This is a genomic window from Rubellimicrobium roseum (assembly GCF_006152145.1).
GTDB classification, from domain to species: Bacteria; Pseudomonadota; Alphaproteobacteria; order Rhodobacterales; family Rhodobacteraceae; genus Rubellimicrobium; species Rubellimicrobium roseum.
Genome location: NZ_VDFV01000005.1, coordinates 21096 through 39653, shown reverse-complemented (window position 1 = coordinate 39653; position 18558 = coordinate 21096). Strand labels below are relative to the sequence as shown.

At 71.4% G+C, this 18558-nt stretch carries 15 protein-coding genes and 1 tRNA gene; 9 read left to right on the top strand and 7 right to left on the bottom strand.

From position 1 onward, the window contains the following. Window positions 1-40: 40 nt before the first annotated feature. The 6 genes from FHG71_RS06630 to FHG71_RS06605 all read left to right on the top strand — a co-directional run bounded on the left by FHG71_RS06630 (window position 41) and on the right by FHG71_RS06605 (window position 7284). The gene (locus FHG71_RS06630; protein ID WP_139080850.1) at window positions 41-448 is read left to right on the top strand and encodes a TadE/TadG family type IV pilus assembly protein; all 408 of its coding nucleotides are present in this window, start codon (window positions 41-43) and stop codon (window positions 446-448) included. 5 nt (window positions 449-453) lie between these two features. Then, complete coding sequence (locus tag FHG71_RS06625) at window positions 454-2166, top strand: pilus assembly protein TadG-related protein (RefSeq protein WP_139080849.1); 1713 nt, start codon at window positions 454-456, stop codon at window positions 2164-2166. A 98-nt stretch (window positions 2167-2264) separates the two neighbouring features. Then, the gene (locus tag FHG71_RS06620; protein WP_139080848.1) at window positions 2265-3518 is read left to right on the top strand and encodes a sarcosine oxidase subunit beta family protein; all 1254 of its coding nucleotides are present in this window, start codon (window positions 2265-2267) and stop codon (window positions 3516-3518) included. 58 nt (window positions 3519-3576) lie between these two features. Further along, the gene (locus tag FHG71_RS06615) at window positions 3577-3837 is read left to right on the top strand and encodes a sarcosine oxidase subunit delta (protein WP_139080847.1); all 261 of its coding nucleotides are present in this window, start codon (window positions 3577-3579) and stop codon (window positions 3835-3837) included. Beyond that, window positions 3834-6752 (top strand): sarcosine oxidase subunit alpha family protein, encoded by a 2919-nt coding sequence (locus FHG71_RS06610; protein ID WP_139080846.1) that lies wholly within the window; start codon window positions 3834-3836, stop codon window positions 6750-6752. Before FHG71_RS06615 ends, FHG71_RS06610 begins: the two co-directional genes overlap by 4 nt. Beyond that, the gene (locus FHG71_RS06605) at window positions 6745-7284 is read left to right on the top strand and encodes a sarcosine oxidase subunit gamma (protein WP_139080845.1); all 540 of its coding nucleotides are present in this window, start codon (window positions 6745-6747) and stop codon (window positions 7282-7284) included. Before FHG71_RS06610 ends, FHG71_RS06605 begins: the two co-directional genes overlap by 8 nt. A 66-nt stretch (window positions 7285-7350) precedes the next feature. Here FHG71_RS06605 and putA read toward each other — a convergent pair whose 3' ends face one another. Further along, window positions 7351-10821 (bottom strand): bifunctional proline dehydrogenase/L-glutamate gamma-semialdehyde dehydrogenase PutA, encoded by a 3471-nt coding sequence (gene putA, locus FHG71_RS06600; RefSeq protein WP_139080844.1) that lies wholly within the window; start codon window positions 10819-10821, stop codon window positions 7351-7353. A 111-nt stretch (window positions 10822-10932) separates the two neighbouring features. Between putA and FHG71_RS06595 the strand changes: the two genes are divergently transcribed. The 3 genes from FHG71_RS06595 (at window position 10933) to FHG71_RS06585 (ending at window position 14356) form a co-directional block, all read left to right on the top strand. Continuing rightward, entirely contained in the window at window positions 10933-11394 is a 462-nt protein-coding gene (locus FHG71_RS06595; RefSeq protein ID WP_139080843.1) for an Lrp/AsnC family transcriptional regulator, read from the top strand. 40 nt (window positions 11395-11434) lie between these two features. Further along, window positions 11435-11520 (top strand) — tRNA-Leu (locus tag FHG71_RS06590). Between the two features lie 157 nt (window positions 11521-11677). After that, the gene (locus FHG71_RS06585) at window positions 11678-14356 is read left to right on the top strand and encodes an insulinase family protein (protein WP_139080842.1); all 2679 of its coding nucleotides are present in this window, start codon (window positions 11678-11680) and stop codon (window positions 14354-14356) included. On the opposite strand, the gene pip is transcribed toward FHG71_RS06585, so the two are convergent. Genes pip through pqqA form a run of 6 tightly spaced genes read right to left on the bottom strand, consistent with a single transcriptional unit; the run spans window position 14343 to window position 18496 of the window. After that, window positions 14343-15263, bottom strand: a complete 921-nt coding sequence (pip, locus tag FHG71_RS06580) for a prolyl aminopeptidase (RefSeq protein ID WP_139080841.1) — start codon at window positions 15261-15263, stop codon at window positions 14343-14345. The genes FHG71_RS06585 and pip overlap by 14 nt on opposite strands. Then, window positions 15263-16432: a pyrroloquinoline quinone biosynthesis protein PqqE gene (gene pqqE / locus FHG71_RS06575; protein ID WP_139080840.1), complete on the bottom strand. Its 1170-nt coding sequence runs from the start codon at window positions 16430-16432 to the stop codon at window positions 15263-15265. The genes pip and pqqE overlap by 1 nt, the downstream gene beginning before the upstream one ends. Continuing rightward, the gene (pqqD, locus tag FHG71_RS06570; RefSeq protein ID WP_139080839.1) at window positions 16425-16724 is read right to left on the bottom strand and encodes a pyrroloquinoline quinone biosynthesis peptide chaperone PqqD; all 300 of its coding nucleotides are present in this window, start codon (window positions 16722-16724) and stop codon (window positions 16425-16427) included. Before pqqD ends, pqqE begins: the two co-directional genes overlap by 8 nt. Beyond that, window positions 16724-17488 carry a pyrroloquinoline-quinone synthase PqqC gene (pqqC, locus tag FHG71_RS06565; RefSeq protein ID WP_139080838.1) on the bottom strand — a complete coding sequence of 255 codons (765 nt, stop codon included), beginning with the start codon at window positions 17486-17488 and terminating at the stop codon, window positions 16724-16726. Before pqqC ends, pqqD begins: the two co-directional genes overlap by 1 nt. After that, window positions 17485-18387, bottom strand: a complete 903-nt coding sequence (gene pqqB / locus FHG71_RS06560; RefSeq protein ID WP_139080837.1) for a pyrroloquinoline quinone biosynthesis protein PqqB — start codon at window positions 18385-18387, stop codon at window positions 17485-17487. The genes pqqC and pqqB overlap by 4 nt, the downstream gene beginning before the upstream one ends. Before the next feature lie 28 nt (window positions 18388-18415). After that, on the bottom strand, window positions 18416-18496 hold the full coding sequence (pqqA, locus tag FHG71_RS06555; protein ID WP_139080989.1) for a pyrroloquinoline quinone precursor peptide PqqA: 81 nt from the start codon (window positions 18494-18496) through the stop codon (window positions 18416-18418). Window positions 18497-18558: the final 62 nt, after the last annotated feature.

Here is an 18558-nt window from a genome sequence, read left to right as displayed (position 1 = left end):
GCAAACTGCCCTCGGGCCGGGGTGACAAGGAGAGCCGCTGATGCGTTCACGTCCGTGCAGGTTCCTCAGGCGCTTCGCGCGGGAGGAGGAGGGCTCCGTCACCATCGAGACGGTGCTGTGGTTCCCCGTGATCTTCTGGCTCATGCTGCTGATCGCCGACGCCTCGCTGGCTTTCTTCGCCAAGGCCCAGGCCTTCCGCATCATCCAGGACGCCAACCGCGCCTACTCGACGCAGCGCCTGGAGGACACCGACGACGTGGCCGCTTGGATCAAGGAACGCTTCCGCAGCTTCAGCCCGGGGGCGACGGTGCGCACGCAACTCGTGCAGGACGGGATGCTGGTGCAGACCGACATGGCGATTCCGGTGCGGGACGTCGTGCGCTTCAACTCGCTGGGCGTGCCGGCCAACTGGACCATCAATCTCAGCGCCCAGCATTACGTGGAGTGACGCCGATGGCATCCTTGCGCCGCCTCCTGTCCGACCGGCTGCGCCGCTTCGCCCGCGACGAACAGGGCAGCATGGCGATCTACGGCCTGTTCACCTTCGCCACCTGCTGCGCCATTGGGGCGGTCGCGCTGGACGTGACGCATGTCTACGCCGCCCGTGCGCAGTTGCAGGCCGCCTCCGACGCCGCCGCCCACGCCGCGCTCTACACGCGGTGGCAAGAGGATCTGAGCGAGTCCCAGGCCAAGCAGCGCGCCATCGCGATCCTGCGGCATTCGCTGCCGCCTGAGACCTTCGGCGGCGTCATCGATGCCTCCGACATCACCTTCGGTACCTACGACGCGGCCACGGCGGCCTTCACGCCCGTCGTCGACAGCACCGACGCCGTGCGGGTCCGCGTCGAGCGCGCGCAGAGCTCGGGCAATCCGGTGGCGACCTTCCTGTTCCGCATCGTGGGCGTGCGCGAGATGGACGTGCGGGCCGAATCAGTGTTCACCGCCATCGGCGACCCCTGCGCCGAACTGCAGGGCATCTTCGCGATGGGCGAGGTCGAGGTCCGGTCGAACAACAAGGTTGCGGCGGACTTTTGCTTCTATTCCGATGACGTCGTGCAGGTCCGGCACGGCAACGAGGTCGAGGAGGGGGCCATTTTCGCCATGCCCGACATCTCGCGCATGAACCCCTCGGGCGGCGGCGACACCAAGTCGGACTGGGACAAGCACAATCCCGGCCTCTGGGATGCGCGCCGCAACGCCTCCTATGATCTCGACGAGCTGCTGAACCCGTTGAGACGGACTGGGACCAGCGTGGAGACGGCCCAAGACCTTTACGGCGACGTTCAGGAGATCCTCGGTGGTTCAGACCCGTCCTTCATCACCTCCAGCGTGATCGAGACGATCACTTCGTCCTCCCTCACGCCGGCGGACCTCTCGCCGGGCAGGATTTACCACGTCTCCTGCGGCGCCAGCACGGGGGCCGAGAGCACCGGATCGCTGGGGCGCGGGGCGGAACCAGCCCTGAAGGCAGGCTCCGAGTCCCCCACCGCGCGGGGCAAGCGCTTCGCCAAGAACGAAAAGGACACCGGCAAGGAGGACGCGACGCCTTCTGCCGGTAACGGCAGCGGCAATAGTGGCGGCAACGGCAACAATGGCAGCGGTGCCAGCGACAGCGGCAGTGCCAGCAACGGCGGCGGCAGCAACGGCAGTGGCAGCAACGGCGGCGGCAGCAACGGCGGCGGCGGCAACGGCGGCGGCGGCGGCAGTGGCGGGGGCATCAAAATGTCGGCCGGTGGAGGCGCGACCACGTTTCGGGGCGTCGTCCTTGTCACCGACTGCGAGGTGAACCTCGATGGCGACGTGAACCTCGAGGACGTCATCGTCTATTCTACGAACGAAAGCGATAGCGCCTTCCACATGAGCGGGGGCGGGAACAGCGGCCCGGAGATCGGGCAGGACGGGGACTGCGACGGGAATGGCGGGGCCATGCTGCTGACCCGCGGCGGCGTGAAGGCGGCCGCGAAGCTGACCTTCCGGGGTGGGACGATTCGAACCCTGGGCCCGGTCCACTTCGCTGCCCAGTTCGGCGCAAAGGACAATTCGGGACGAGGCGTCTCGATCATTTCGGGCGGCGCAATCGACGGGACGAGCAACGGCGATTTCGTGCCCTGTCCGCCCCCGCCGGGCGCCACGCCAGAGTTGGTGACCTTCCGACTCGCCCGCTGAGGAAGCCGGATGCGACATCAGGGTGCCCGGGCCTGTCGGTCCGGGCGTTGCCTTTGACGGGAGGGTCGGGTCAAACGAACCGCAGAGGGGGGCAGTCGATGCGCTATTCGGGATTACGCCTGATCCGCGAGGGGCTGCGGGGGAACGCGGGCTGGACGCGGGCTTGGCGCGACCCAGTGCCTAGGCCCGACTACGACGCGATCGTGATCGGCGGCGGCGGGCACGGGCTTTCGACCGCCTACTATCTCGCGCGCAATCACGGCATCACCAACGTCGCGGTGCTGGAGAAGGGGTATCTCGGTGGCGGCAACGTCGGGCGCAACACGACCATCGTGCGGGCCAACTACTTCCTGCCGGGGAACTCCGAATTCTACTCGCACTCCCTCAAGCTATGGGAAGGGCTGGAGGCGGAACTCAACTACAACGTCATGCATTCGCAGCGCGGGCTCATCAACCTGTTCCATTCGGACGGGCAGCGGGACGCCTTCGTGCGGCGCGGCAACGCGATGGCGGCGCAAGGGGACGACGCGATCCTGCTGGACCGCGAGGGGGTGCGGGAGCATCTGCCCTATCTCGACTTCGACAACGCGCGGTTTCCCATTCACGGGGGGCTCCTGCATCCGCGAGGCGGCACGGCGCGGCACGACGCGGTGGCCTGGGGCTATGCCCGGGGCGCGGACCGGCGGGGCGTGGACCTGATCCAGAACTGCGAGGTCACGGGGATCGACGTCGAAGGCAGCCGCGTCGTCGGCGTGCAGACCACGCGGGGGCCTATCCGGGCGCCCAAGGTGGGAATCGTGGTCGCCGGGCGGTCGAGCCAGGTCGCCGCCATGGCCGGGATGCGCCTGCCCATCGAGAGCCACATCCTGCAGGCCTTCGTGACCGAGGGGCTGAAGCCGGTGATCCATCACGTCATCAGCTTCGGCATGGGGCACTTCTACATCTCGCAGTCGGACAAGGGCGGGCTTGTCTTCGGCGGCGACCTCGACTTCTACGCGAGCTACGCCGCGCGAGGCAACCTGCCGATGGTCGAGCACGTCATGGAGGCCGGCATGACGCTGATGCCGATGATCGGGCGTGCGCGGGTGCTGCGGTCCTGGGGCGGGATCATGGACATGAGCCCGGACGGCTCCCCCATCATCGACCGGACCCACATCGACGGGCTGTTCCTGAACTGCGGCTGGAACTACGGGGGCTTCAAGGCGGTGCCGGCATCGGGATGGTGCATGGCGCACCTGATGGCGACGGGGCAGCCGCACGCGGTCGCGGCGCGGTTCAGGCTGGACCGCTTCGCCACGGGCCGCGGGATCATGGACGAGGAAGGGACGGGCGCGCAGCATTCGCTGCACTAGGCGCGCGGGGGGCCAGGGTCGGAATGCGTATTTGGACCAAGTTGAGGGGGGTGTGCGCATGAGGGTCGCCTGTCCGTTCTGCGGCGATAGGGATCGCCGCGAGTTCACGGTGCAGGGGGACGACACCTCGCTGCGCCGGCCCGGGCGCGACGCCGGGCCCCTGGCGTGGCACGACTACGTGCACCTGCGCGACAACCCGGCGGGACGGCTGCACGAGATCTGGCACCACGACCCCTGCGGCGCCTGGGTGGTGGTGGAAAGGGACACGGTCACGCACGCCGTCCACGGCGTGACGCTCGCCCGGGAGGCGGCGCGATGAGGGTTCCGGGCAGGGGACTCACGCAGGATGCCCGGCTGGTGCCCTTCACCTTTGACGGAAAAGGCCATGCGGGGCGGGACGGCGACACGCTGGCCTCGGCGCTGATGGGCGAGGGGGTGCGGCTGGTCGCGCGGTCTTTCAAGTATCATCGCCCCCGGGGCGTGCTGAGCGCGGGGAGCGAGGAGCCCAACGCGCTCGTGACGGTGGAAGGCGTGCCCAACACCCGCGCCACGGTGCAGGAGATCTGGGACGGGATGAGCGCCCGCAGCCAGAACGCCTGGCCTTCGCTCGCCATTGACGCGATGGGCGTGAATGATCTGCTCGACCCGTTCCTGGGGGCGGGGTTCTATTACAAGACCTTCATGTGGCCCCGCACCTTGTGGGAACGCCTCTACGAGCCTGTCATCCGGCGAGCGGCGGGGCTCGGGCGGCTCTCGGGGCACGCGGACGATGCGCCGTTCGAGAAGGCCTGGGCCCACTGCGACCTCCTTGTGATCGGGGCGGGGCCGGCAGGGCTGATGGCGGCGCTGGTGGCGGCGCGGGCGGGCGCGGACGTAATCCTCGCGGACGAGGGGGCGCGGATGGGTGGGCGGCTCCTGGCGGAGGTCGATCCGGTCGAGGGGCGCGCCCCGCATCTGTGGGCCGACGGCGTGGTCGCCGAACTGCGCGAGATGCCCAACGTCCGGCTCCTGCCGCGAACGACCGTGACGGGCGCTTACGACGGCGGCACCTATGGGGCTCTGGAGCGGGTGGGCCTACATCGCGCCCCCGTGGCGCATCGGCCCGTCGAGTGCTTCTGGCGCATCGTGGCGAAGCGGGCGGTGCTGGCGGCTGGAGCCATCGAGCGGCCGCTGGCCTTCCCCGACAACGACCGGCCAGGCGTGATGCTGGCGGGATCGGTGCGGACCTACCTCAACCGCTGGGGCGTGGTTCCGGGGCCGCGCATCGCCGTCTACGGCAACAACGACGACGCACACCGCACGGCGCGGGACCTCGCGGCGGCGGGGCTGAAGGTCGCGGCCCTGATCGACACGCGCGGCGAGGCACGGATCGAGGAGGCGGGCTTCCCCGTGATGACCGGCGCGCGGGTGGTCGGGACGCGAGGGCGGCTCGGGCTTGCGGCGGTCACCGTCGAGGGCGTCGGGGGGCGGCGCGAGTTCGAGGTGGACGGTCTCGCGGTCTCGGGCGGCTGGTCGCCCGCGGTGCACCTGACCTGCCATCTGGGCGGCAAGCCGGCCTGGGACGAGCGGCTGCAAGCTTTCCTGCCGCGCGAGGGGGCCGTGCCGGGGCTGGTGGCGTGCGGGGCGGCGAACGGGGTCTTTTCGACCGCCGGGTGCCTGCGCGACGGTCTGCGGGCGGCGGGCGAATCGCTGGAGGCGCTGGGGCTTGCGGTGCCGCCGGTGGAGGTGCCGGAGGCTGAGGGCGAAGCCGGCACGGTCGGGCCCTTCGTTCTGGCGTCGGGCGGTCGGCAGTTCGTGGACTTCCAGAACGATGTCACTGTCAAGGACATCCGGCTGTCGGCGCAGGAAGGGTTCCAAAGCGTGGAGCACATGAAGCGCTACACGACGCTGGGGATGGCAACGGACCAGGGTAAAACGTCAAACGTGCCGGCCTTGGCCGTGCTGGCTGAGGCTCTGGGCAGCCCCGTCGCCTCCACCGGGACGACGACGTTCCGCCCGCCCTATACGCCCGTGTCGATCTCGGCCATGGGCGCGGGAGGGCAGGGGGTGGGCTTCGCGCCGCAGCGGCTGACCACCTCGCATCAGGCGGCCCTGCAGCGCGGTGCGCCGATGATCGAGGCGGGGCTCTGGTATCGGCCGTCGTACTTCCCCCGGCCGGGGGAGCTGAGTTGGCGGCAGGCCTGCGACCGCGAGGTGGCGATGGTCCGACACAGCGTGGGTGTCTGCGACGTTTCCACGCTGGGCAAGATCGACGTGCAGGGGCCGGACGCGGCGGCCTTCCTCGATTTCGTCTACTCCAACACGATGTCGACGCTGCCGGTGGGGAAGGTGCGCTACGGGCTCATGCTGCGCGAGGATGGCTTCGTCATGGACGACGGCACCTGCGCGCGGCTGGGGCTTCAGCACTACGTCGTGACCACCACGACGGCCGCGGCCGCGCAGGTTATGCGGCATCTCGACTTCGTGGCGCAGGTGCTGCGGCCCGATTTCGACGTGCAATGCGTGTCTGTGACGGAGCAGTGGGCGCAGGTATCGATCGCCGGGCCTTGGTCGCGCGAGATGGTGCAGGCCGTCGTGGAGGCGGACCTGTCAGACGAGCGGCTCCCCTACATGGGTTGCGCGGAGGCCGCCGTGCTGGGCGTGCCGGGGCGCGTGTTCCGCATCAGCTTCTCGGGCGAGCGGGCCTATGAGATCGCCGTGCCGGCGCGCTACGGCGCCTCGCTCTGGCGGCTGCTGGTCGCGCAGGCCGAAAGCTTGGGCGGCGGGGCCTATGGGCTCGAGGCGCTCAATGTTCTGCGGATCGAGAAGGGGTTCATCACCCATGCCGAGATCCACGGGCGGACCACGGCCTTCGACATCGGGATGGAGCGGATGGTCGCCAAGGGAAAGGACTGCGTGGGCTGGGCCTCGTCCCGCCGGCCGGGGCTTCTGGACGAGAACCGCGAGCAGCTCGTGGGGCTCCGGCCCTTGGTGCGGACAGGGCAGATCACCGCCGGGGCGCATCTCTACGGGCGCGACGCGGCGGCGATGCGCGAGAACGGGCAGGGCTACGTCACCTCGGCCTGCTGGTCGCCAACCTTCGAGACGGCGCTGGGGCTTGGGTTCCTGAAAGGCGGCCGGGCGCGGCACGGCGAAGTGGTGCGGCTCGTGGACGCGATGCGGGCCGTGGAGACGCTGGTCGAGGTAACGGAGCCGGTGTTCCTCGACCCCGAGGGAGGGCGGATGCGTGGTTAGGCTGCTGGAGGCGAGTCCCGCGCAGGGGCTGGGGCTGCCGCTCTCGGTCGGGGGCGCGACGCTGTCGGAGGTCGTCCTGGGGCCGGTCTGGTCCATCGCGCCCTTTGCCGGACGGGCCGGGGCGTTGGCCGAGAAGCTGGGCGTCGCTCTTCCCGCGCCGGACCGGGTCGTGTCGGCGGATGATGTGCGGCTCCTTTGGGCCGGGCCGGGGCGGGCGCTGCTGGTCGGAGGGGTGCCGCCTGATCTGTCGGGGCTCGCTGCCGTGGTGGAGCAGGGCGACGGGATCGTGGCCGTGGCACTGGAGGGCCTGGCCGCGCGCGACGTGCTGGCGCGGCTGGTGCCGCTCGACCTGCGGGACGTGGCCTTCCCGGAAGGGGCGACAGCGCGGACGCTGCTCAACCACATGAGCGCAACGCTGCTGCGGACGGGGCCGCAGGCCTACGAGGTCCTGGGGATGCGGAGCATGGCTGGGACGCTGGTGCGCGAGATCGGGGAAGCCATGCGGCACGTCGCAGGACGCGAGGAGCTGTAAGGCGACCCCGAAGCGCGAGCCCTCGGTTGGGAGATGCGGGGGCTGAAGTGCCCCCGTTTCCTTTTCTCACAGGCCCGAGCCGGCCGCGGTCCCGGCCAGCAGCGTCGCGTTGCCGCCGGCGGCCGTGGTGTCGATGCAGACGTGGCGCTCGTGGAGCACCTGCCCGGCCTCGGGGTGGCCGGTGAGGAGCGGCAGGAGCGCACCGTCGCGGGCGGCGAGCGCCTGTTCGATGGCTTGGGCTGCTGCCTCGTCCCCCCACCAGACGGCGCCGCCCAGGGGGGCGAGTCGGGTGAGGGCTCCGGGGTCGACCGCGCCTTGCGCCGCGACGGCCCGGCCGCCGAGGGCGCGGATGGCTTCGGCCTGTGCCTGGGCGGCCTCGGAGCCGGGACCCAGGCAGAGGAAGGGAGCGCGGGCCTGCTGGCTCAGGCGGTTCGACTCGCCCGTGGGGCCGGGCATGTCCTTGGGGGGCGGGGCGGGCAGGGTCATCGTGGCGGCCTCGCGCAGACGGGCGGCAAGGGCGGTGGGGCCCTCGGCCGAGGTCCAGGTGCCGTTCGATGCCTCCCGGACCAGCGCACCGAAGCGGGGGAGGTAGCTCGGGCCGCCCGCCTTGGGGCCGGTGCCCGACAGGCCCTCGCCCCCGAAGGGCTGGCTGCCCACCACCGCACCGATCTGGTTGCGGTTGATGTAGAGGTTGCCCGCGTGGACCCGCTCCACGATCCGCTGCACGCGGTCGTCGATGCGGGAATGGAAGCCGAAGGTCAGGCCCATGCCGGTCGCGTTCACCGAGTCCAGCACGCGGTCGAGGTCGGCGGCCTTGTAGGTCGCCACGTGGAGAACGGGGCCGAAGACCTCGCGCTCGATGTCCGCGATGCTGGCCACCTTGATGACGGTCGGCGCGACAAAGATTCCCGACGAAGGCACGGGGATTTCGGCGATCACGCGGCCTTCGGCGCGGGCCTTCTGGATGTGGCCTTGGATGCCGTCGCGGGCCTGTGCGTCGATGACGGGGCCAAGGTCGGTCGCTAGGTCCCATGGATTGCCGGGGCGCAGCTCGGCCATGGCGCCCTTGAGCATGTGGAGGATGGGCTCGGCCACCTCCTCCTGCAGGTAGAGGCAGCGCAGCGCCGAGCAGCGCTGGCCGGCGGAGCGGAAGGCGGAGGTGATGATGTCCCGCACCGCCTGTTCCGGGAGCGCGGTGGAGTCCACGACCATGGCGTTGATGCCGCCGGTCTCGGCGATGAGCGGTCGGCCCGCCGGGCCCTGGGCCATCGCCTGCCGGATGCGCTGGGCGGTGGCGGTGGAGCCGGTGAAGGCCACTCCCGACAGGCGCGGGTCCGAGGTCAGCGCCGCGCCGGTCTCGGCCCCGCCAGGGAGGAGCTGGAGCGCCTCTCGCGGGACGCCCGCCTCGTGGAGCCACTGCACGGCGCGGAAGGCGATAAGCGGCGTCTGCGGGGCGGGCTTGGCCAGCACCGCGTTGCCCATCACGAGCGCCGCCGCGACCTGGCCGGTGAAGATGGCGAGCGGGAAGTTCCAAGGGCTGACGCACGCCCAACGGCCGTTGCCCTCGGGGCCCTGTGCCTGCGAGGCGTAGTAGCGCAGGAAGTCCACGGCCTCGCGAAGCTCACCGATGCCGTCGTTCATCGTCTTGCCGGCCTCGCGGGCGAGGAGAGCCAGCACCTCGCCCTCGTTCGCCTCGAAGAGGTCGGCGGCGCGGTTCAGGATCGCGGCGCGCTCGGCGAGAGGAGCTTTCCAAGGACGCGTGGCCTTGATGGCGCGGGCGACGGTAGCTGCGTCAGCTTCTTGCACGGTGCCCACGCGACGGCCCGTGGCGGGCTCATGCAGGTCGCGGACGGGGCCGGTCGCCTCGCCCGCGGCGAGGAGCGGCGCGGCGTCCCAGGTCGCGTCGCGGAAAGGAGCGCGGGCCTCCTCCAAAAGCGCGAGCGTCGGACGGTCTGAGAGGTCGCGTCCGCGCGAGTTGGGCCGCGCGGGCCGGAACAGCTCGGCCCCGGTCGGGACGCGGCGGGTGGGCACCACGTCGAAGGGGTCGCGGACCACCTCCTCGGGCGGGACCTGCGCGTTGACGATCTGGTTCACGAAGGAGGAGTTCGCGCCGTTCTCCAGGAGCCGGCGGACGAGGTAGGCGAGGAGGTCGCGATGCGCACCCACGGGGGCGTAGATGCGCAGGCCGGTGCCTTCGGCGGCGCGGTTGATGTCGTGCAGCGCCTCGCCCATGCCGTGCAGGCGCTGGAACTCGTAGGAGGACGCGGCAATGCCCATGTCGCGGGCCATGTGCAGGATGGCGGCGACGGTGTGAGCGTTGTGGGTGGCGAACTGCGGATAGATACGGTCCGTGAGGAGCAGGAGCCTGCGCGCGTTGGCGACATAGCTCACGTCCGTCGAGCTCTTGGAGGTGAAGACGGGGAAGTCCGAAAGTCCCTCGACCTGTGCGCGTTTGATTTCCGCGTCCCAATAGGCACCCTTCACAAGTCGCACCATGATGCGGCGGTCGAGGCGCCGGGCCAGTGCGTGGAGCCAGTCGATCACGTCGCCTGCGCGGCGGCCATAGGCCTGCACCACCACGCCGAAGCCGTCCCAGCCCTTGAGGCCCGGGTCGCCCAGAACGGCCTCGATCACGTCGAGCGAGAGCGACAGGCGGTCGGCTTCTTCCGCGTCGATGTTGAGGCCCATGCCGGCGGCCTTGGCGAGATGGCACAGCGAGCCCAGGCGGGGAACCAGTTCCTCCATCACGCGATCACGCTGCGCTTCCTCGTAGCGGGGGTGGAGAGCGGAGAGCTTGACCGAGATGCCGGGATTCGCGGCGACGGAGCCGCGCGTGCAATCCTGCGCGATGGCGCTGATCGCGCGCGAGTAGGACAGGTGATAGGCACGGGCGTCGGCTTCGGTGCGCGCGGCCTCGCCCAGCATGTCGTAGGAGTAGGTGACGCCCTTGGCCTCCTGCGCGGCGGCGCGGGCGCGGGCGGCGTCGATGGTCTCGCCCAGCACGAACTGGCGGCCCATCTCCTTCATGGCGCGGCCCACGGCGGCGCGGATGACGGGCTCGCCCAGGCGGCGCACGGCCGAGCGCAGGCGGCCCGCGACGCCCGGAGGCGCGTCGTCCAGAACCTTGCCCGTCAGCATCAGCGCCCAGGTGGAGGCGTTCACGAGGGAGGAGGCGGAGTGGCCCAGGTGCTTGCCCCATTCGGCGGGGGCGATCTTGTCCTCGATGAGCGCGTCGATGGTGGGGGCGTCGGGGACGCGCAGCAGCGCCTCGGCCAGGCACATGAGCGCCACGCCTTCGTCGGTCGAAAGGCCGTATTCGGCGAGGAAGACCTCCATGAGGCCCGGACTTCCCTGCGCGCGGATCTGGCGCACGAGGTCGGCCGCGCGGGTTCCGATGGCGGCGCGGTCGGCGGGCGACAGCGCCGCCTGCGCCTTGAGCCGGTCGAGGAGCGGGCCTTCGGGCGCGAGGGTGCCGTTGTCGATCTCGGCGCGCAGGGCGGCGAGGTCAGGCACGGAGAGCGGGGCGTGGTGGGTCATGGCGAGGGGTCCCGAAGCAGGCGTCCCACTCAATATAAGGCATCGCCTGCGGGTGTTGCGCCCGCTATGGGAGCGTTCGGAAGTGCAACGGACTTTTAAGGATTGCTCCGGATGAGCGAACGTCCTGCTCTCGACTCGTTCGACCGCAAGATCCTCGACGTGGTGGCCACGGAAGGGCGCATCAGCATCGCGGACCTGGCGAGCCGCGTGGGCCTGTCCAAGTCGCCCGTGCAGGCGCGGCTGCGGCGGTTGGAGGCGCGGGGCGTGATCCGGGGCTATCGTGCGCTGATCGACCCGGCCACGATGGGGCGCGACCACGTGGCCTTCGTCGAGGTGAAGTTGTCGGACACGCGCGAGACGGCGCTGGCCCGCTTCAACGCCGCCGTGCGGGACACGCCCGAGATCGAGGCCTGCCACATGATCGCGGGAAGCTTCGACTATCTCCTGAAGGTGCGCACGAGCGGGATGCCCGCCTATCGCGCCATGCTGGCCGAGCGCATCTCGACGCTGCCCTTCGTGTCGGCGACCTCGACCTACGTGGCGATGGAGACGGTGAAGGAGGAGGGGCCCTGACCCTTTCGCCCGAGACGCGGAGCCGGTAGGAGGGCAGCGGGCCCGCGTGGTGGAACGGTAGACACCGGCGACTTAAAATCGCTTGTCCGTGAGGGCGTGCAGGTTCGACTCCTGTCGCGGGCACCAGTCCGACCCCGACCAAGGCAGGGGTGCCGGCGGCCCCGTCCTCTGGCAGGGTAGGGGCGAGTCCTGAGGGGGAGGCCCGAGGCTGCCTGACCATTCGTCCTTTGCGTGCACGGGCCGACGGGACCTGCAGGACCTCGGCGGGACAGGCTGGCGCTTCGTGCACCGCCGGACCGGGGCCGAGATCGCCGCCGTGGAGAACGCGGACCGCAACAACGTCTTCGCCATCACCTTCGCCACATTGCCCGGGGACGACACGGGCGTGGCGCATGTGTTGGAGCATCTCGTGTTCCGCGGCTCGCAGGGGTTTCCGCTGGCGCGGCCCTTCGCGGGGCTCTTGCAGGGGTCGATGCAGACCTACCTGAACGCCACTACGGGGCCGGACCGGACGACCTTTCATCTGGCGAGCCAGAGCGCGGCCGACCTGCGTAACCTCGTGGACGTGACGCTGGATGCGGTGCTGCGGCCGCTGCTGCGGCACGAGCATTTCGAGGAGGAGGCCTGGAATATCGTGCCAGGGGGGCCGGGGGGCGAGGCTCGGCTGGGCGGGATCGTCCTGAATGAAATGCGGGGGCATTATGCGGCGCCGGTCAATGCCTTGGCCGAGGAGTTGCGGGCGGCGCTGCTGCCGGGGACGGTCTACGCGCGGTCCCATGGCGGACGGCCGGAGCGCATCCCCGACCTGACCCATCGGGCGCTCGTGCGGTTCCACCGGGGGCATTACTACCCGTCGAACGCGCGGATCTTCCTGTGGGGCGACGGGGACGTGGTGGCGCGGCTGGACGGCGTCGACCGGCATCTGGCGGGATTCGGGCGGCGGGCGCCGGCGCCGCCGATCGAGATCGCCTCGGAGGTGCATGAGCCCTGCCCGAAGCCGTGGGCCGTGCCCGAGGCCCCCGTCCAGGCCGCGCTGGGCTGGCGTCTGCCGGAGGGGATGGGGCCGCTCGATCCGGCGCTGCTGGCCTTGGCGCTGGTGGAGATGCCGGGCGCCCCGCTGGCCGAGGCGCTGCGGGAGGCGGGGCTTTGCCTTTGGGGCGCCCCGGTGCTGGAGCCCTTCCGCCGGACGCTGTTCCGGGTCGGAGTGCGGGAGACGACCGCCGAGCGGGCCGGGCGGCTGGAGGCGGTCGTGTTGGAAGCATTGGACAGGGTCGTGCGGGACGGAGTGCCGGGCGGCCGGCTGTCGCGCGCCTGCGACCGGCTGGACTTGGCGCTGCGGGAGAGCGCCGACGGGCCGCGCCCCCGTGGGCTGGTGGTCCTGGAGCGTGTCCTGAACGGCTGGCGGCACGGGGGTGATCCGCTGGAATTGCTGGATCACGGGCCGGCGCTCGCCGCGCTGCGGGCGCGGCTGGAGGGCGGGCCGGGGCCGTTCCGCGATCTTGTGCGGGGGGTCCTGCTGGAGAACCCGAGTCGCGTGACCATTCTGCGGCCCGCGATGTCCGACGCCGGGGACGCGGGGTGGCTGGCGGATCTGGCGGCGCGGCTGTCGGTGGACGGACGGAGGCGGCCGATTCGGCAGGCGACGGTGCAGGCCGGGACGGCGCCGGATGGGGCGGGGCCGGGCCTGCCCATGCTGTCCCGCGCGGATCTGCCCCGCGAGGTTGCTCGGGTGCCGGTGGTGCGGGAGGGGGCGGTGCTGTGCCTGGATCTGGGCGAGCCGAGGGTCGTGCGTCTCGACCTGTCGCTGGATCTGGGGCGGCTGCCGCCCCGGCTTTTGGGTCTCACGCCTTTTCTGGGCCGCTGGCTGACCGGGGGTGGGTCGGGCGACGGGCTGTCCTTCGCCGTCTGGAGCCGGTCCGGGCCGCATGGGGCCGCGGCGGGCCTGACCCTGCGGGGCAAGGCGCTAGCGGAGCGGGCGGGCGAGTTGGCCTCCCGCATGGCAGAGATGGTGGTGGAGCGCCCCCCGGAATCGGGAGCCTTGCCGAGGCTCGTCGCAGAGGAGATTGCCCGGCAGGAGGCGCGGCTGCTCGGGGCGGGGCATCAGGTCGTGGACCTGCGCCTGCGGGCGGGGAGCGGGCCGGCAGGGGCCATGGCCGACCGGCTGGACGGGCTGGGGCAACTGGCGGTCCTGCGCGGCCTCGGGGACGACGAGGAGGCGCTCGCAGCGGACCTGAGCGAGCTGCTCCGGCATCTGCGCGCGCCGGCCCGCCTGACAGTGGGCCTGACAGGGACGGAAGACCTGTCTTTGGCAAAGGCGCTGCTGTCGGCCATCGCTGTCGCGGACCCAGCCCAAGGTGCTTTGGGTGTGGTGCCCGTGCCGGGGCCGTGTCGCGAGGGGCACGTCGTCGCCTCGCCGGTGCAGGCGGTGGGTCGGGCGGCCGACCTGCGCGCGGCGGGGCTGGAGGTGTCAGGGGCAACGGCGGTGGGCATGCGGGCGCTGGCGACGGGATGGCTCTGGGATCGGCTGCGCGTCGCCGGGGGTGCCTATGGGGCGACGGCGGTGCTGGACGCCGCGACCGGGGTGGCGAGCCTGCTGACGGCGCGGGACCCGCATCTGCTGGGCACGCTCGACGCCATGGCCGAGAGCGGGGGCTGGTTGCGGCGGGAAGCTTCCGATTCGCTTCTGGAGCGCTGTCGGATCGGAGCAGTGGCGGCGCTTGACCGGCCGATGCCAGCCGAGGCGCTGATGCTGGAGGTCCTTCAGCGCGAAGGGACCGGCTGGACCGACGAGCGGCGGCAGGCGGAGCTGGAGGAGGTGCTGGGGGCGGAGCTTCGCGACCTGCACGAACTGGCCGACGCGCTCGACGCAGGCTTGCCCGAAGGACCCGTGGCGGTGTTGGGCTCGCGGGCGGCGCTGGAGGCGGCGCTGGCCGAGCGGCCCGGGTTCCTCAGCCTGGCGTGAGGGCGGCGACGGCCTCGCGCACCGCGGCCTCGACCTCGGGGTGGGTGGCGGAATGGCCGGCAGCCTCGACGGTGACGACCCGCGCCCCGGGCCAGCGCGCGGCGACCCGGTGGGCGGTCACGGGCGGGCAGAGGAGGTCGTAGCGAGCCTGCACGAGAATTCCCGGTAGATCCCCCATCCGGCTGGCGCCGTCGAGGAGCGCGCCTTCGGGCAGGAAGCAGCCGTGCTGGAAGTAGTGCGCCTCCATGAAGGGCGTCGCGGGAAGGGGGCCGTCGAGCGGGGAGGGCAGCGAGGTCCGGGGCGGGACGAGTTCGGAGAGCGCCCGTTCGACGTGGAACCAGGCGAGGGCCGCTGGGACATGGACCTGCGGGTCGGTGTCGAGGATGCGCGCCCAGAGGGCGGGCAGGGGATCGGCGCGTTCGTCGGGCGGCAGGACGGCCAGCAGCTCGTCGAAGAGCACGGGATGGAAGGTCGAGAGGCCGGTGCCGAAGGCCCAGTCGAGCTCGGCCCGCGTGCCGAGGAAGGTGGCGCGCAGGACGAGGCCCGTGACGCGCTCGGGATGCGCCTGGGCATAGGCGAGCGCCAGCGTCGCGCCCCAGGAGCCGCCCACGACGAGCCAGCGCTCGACCCCCAGATGCTCGCGCACCCGTTCGAGGTCGGCCAGCAGATGCGCCGTGGTGTTGGCGTGGCGCGCACGGGGCGGAAGGCTGCGACCCGCGCCACGCTGGTCCACGAAGGCGACCCGGTGGCGCGCGGGGTCGAAGAGGCGCTGCTGGCTGGGGTTGCAGCCGCTGCCGGGCCCCCCGTGCAGGAACAGGACCGGATGGCCCCCGGGCTCGCCCCAGGGCCGGACCCAGACCTGGTGCCCGTCGCCCACGTCGAGGTGGAAGCCCGCCTCGCCCTCCATCAGGCGGGCCCGGCCTCCTCGGTCCCGCCCGAGAGATTGCGGTAGATGAAGCGGGTGTGGTCGGCTTCGGCCTCGGATTCGGCCAGGGCGAAGACTCGGGCGTGCAGGGGCGATCGGGCGCAGGCCGGGTCGGTGTTGCCCGCCGAGCCCGTCAGCGCGAAGGCCTGGCAGCGGCAGCCGCCGAAGTCGGCCTCCTTCCATTCGCAGGAACGGCAGGGCTCGGGCATCCAGGCGGTGCCGCGATAGGCGTTGAGGGCCGGGGAGTTGTCCCAGATCCAGGCGAGCGTCCGGTCGCGCACCGAGTCGAAGTCGAGCCCGGTGATCGTCTCGGCCGCGTGGCAGGGCAGGACCTTGCCGGAAGGCGAGATGTTGAAGAACTGCCGGCCCCAGCCGCCCATGCACTGCTTGGGGCGTTCGGCGTAGTAGTCGGGGATGACGTAGTCGATCTCCATGACGCCGTGCAGGCGGGCGCGGGCGGCCTCGACGGTCGCGGTGCAAGCCTCGACCTGCGCGGGGCTTGGCATCAGGGCGCGGCGGTTCTTGAGCGCCCAGCCATAGTACTGAACATTGGCGACCTCCAGCCGCGACGCGCCCATTTCCACCGCCATGTCGATGATCTGGGGAAGTTGGAGGAGGTTCTGGCGGTGCATCACCGCGTTAACGGTGAGCGGCAGGTCCAACTCGCGCGTCCAGCGCGCGGCCTCCAGCTTGCGGGCATGGCCGCCCTTGTAGCCGCCCACGCGGTCGGCCAAGGCGGGCTCGGCCCCCTGCACGCTGATCTGAACGTGGCAGAGCCCGGCGTCGGCCAGCGCCGACAGCTTGTCGCGCGTGAGGCCCACGGCCGAGGTGATGAGATTAGTGTAGAGCCCCACCTCCGTCGCGCGCGAGACCATCTGGACGAGGTCGCGGCGGGCCGTAGGCTCTCCCCCCGAGAAGTGGATCTGCAGGACGCCCAGATCGGCCAGCTCGTCGATGACCCGCAGCCAGTCGGCGGTGGAGAGCTCGTTCGCGGCGGGCTCCATGGCCAGCGGGTTGGAGCAGTAGGGGCACTGGAGCGGGCAGCGGTGCGTGATCTCGGCCAGCACGGCGAGCGGCAGGCCGTAGGGGCGGGCTTGCTCCTCGCCCGCGCGGGTCACGAGCTGGATGTCGGCGGCGTGGTCCTCAGGCATGGGGGGCCTCCGTGACGGCGAGAAAGCCCTTGTCGGCAAGGTCCTGGAGCAGCGCGACGCTGTCGGCCAGGATCACGTCGACGGGGGCCTGGTAGGTCTGGGCGAGGTCGGTGGCGATGTCGCGCACGCTGCGGGCGCCATCGACGCGGGACAGCACGGCCACGGCGGTGTCGTCGGGAACCAGCACCCGCTCGGGCACCAGGATCAGCCAGCGGTCGCGCGCCTTGTCGTGGCGCAGCTTCACGTGCCGCGGCAGGCGCGGCACGGAGTCGGCCGCGACCGTGGGGCGCATCAGGGCTGCTCCGGGCGGAAGGCGCCCGGCGGCACGTGGCCGTTCACGTAGGCGTGGTAGAGCGCGTCCTGCTGCACCCAGAGGCAGTCGGTCTTGAAGGTGAGCGCGTCGCAGACCGCCTGACGCTCCTCGGGGGTGCGGGCGTGCTCGCGCACATAACGCAGGGCGAAGTCGGCGTCGCGCGGCGCCTGGTCGAGCCGGCGCTGGAAGTAGGTCATGATCGAGGGGTCGATGAAGTCGTAGTGCTTGAGCATCCCCGAGATCCGCTCCTCGTGGAGCGAGGGCGCGAAGAGCTCGGTCAGCGAGGAGGCGATGGCCTCCAGGGGCGTGCGGTCGCGGACGAAGTGAACATAGGCGTCCACGGCGAAGCGGGTGGCGGCGAGGATGCCCTTGGTGGACTCCACGTAGTCGCGGTCGAGGCCCAGGCCGTCGGTGAGCTTCAGCCAGCGCTCGATGCCGCCTTCGGTGTCGAAGTGGCCGTCGTGGTCCTCGATCCGGTGGCGCCATTCGAGCCGGAGCTGGCGGTCGCGGAAGCGCGACAGGACCACGGCGTCCTTTATGGGGATGGAGCTTTGGTAATAGTAGCGGTTGAGCGCCCAGGCCTGCACTTGCCCCTTGGTCAGCTGGCCCCCGTGCAGGAGCCGGTGGAACGGGTGCAGCGAATGGTAGCGCGTGGCTCCGATCCAGCGCAGCCGCCGTTCCATCGCGTCGGCGCTGTCGAGCGGCTCGTCGGGCTCGGCCAGGATGGGCGTTTGGTGGGTCATGGGAAGGCGCTCCCTGCCTGGGGGATGGTCCAGCCGGCGGCCTCGGCGGCCTGCCGCTCGGGCGAGCCCGGCCGCAGGACCGGGTTCGAGTTGTTGACGTGGACGAAGACCTTGCGGCCGACATCAAGCGAAGCGAGAGCGGCGATGGAGCCGTCGGGGCCGGACATGGAGACGTGGCCCATGCGCTGGCCGGTCTTGGCGCCCAGGCCCGCGCGGATCATCTCGTCGTCGGTCCAGAGCGTGCCGTCGAAGAACACCGTGTCGGCGCCGCGCAGCCGCTCGGCCAGTCCGGGCGTCACCTGGGCGCAGGCGGTCACGACATGGACCGTGCGGCCGCCGGCGCGAAAGGTGAGGCCGACCGTGTCGCCGCCCGCCTCGGCCTGTCCTTCGAGATACCAGGCCACCTTGCCGGGCACGTCGAAGGCCTCGACGGAAAGGCCCGAGGGGGTGCCGTCGGGCAGGGGAAGCTCGATAGGCGCATCCATGTCCAGCGCGCGGCGCGGCACCCGGTCGGGGGGCAGCACGCCGAAGATCGGGTTGGCGGCCAGCGTGTCGAGCACCTTGGGCGGTGCCCAGATCCCGAAGGGCGAGCCCTCGCGCATCGACAGCAGCCCCGCCACGGCGTCCACCTCGGCGTTGGTGAGGATCACCCCGGCGATGGGCGTGTGGCGCAGATGAACGGGGTCGGGATGCAGCGCGGGCGTGGCGACGACCTGGGCGCGCAGGTCGGGCGAGGCGTTCACGAGGAACCAGTGCCGCCCGTCGGCGCTGACGGCGAGCGAGGCCTGCCCGCTCTGGAGCGAGGGGTCGCGGCGCGCCTGCTGGCAGATTCCGCAGTTGCAGTTCCACTGCGGCACGCCGCCGCCTGCCGCGACGCCCAGGACGATGACTTGCGGCATCAGGCGATCCGTCGCGGCAGGCCCGGAGTCATTTCTGCTTCGCGCAGGCGTACATGTTGATTTCCATGCCCACGGGCACTTCGACGACGGTCGGGGTCTTCCAGGCCATTCGATCTCTCCTCCGTTGGCGCCCGGTCTGCCGGGTCGCCGTGCTCTCAGGGACAGCCCCTG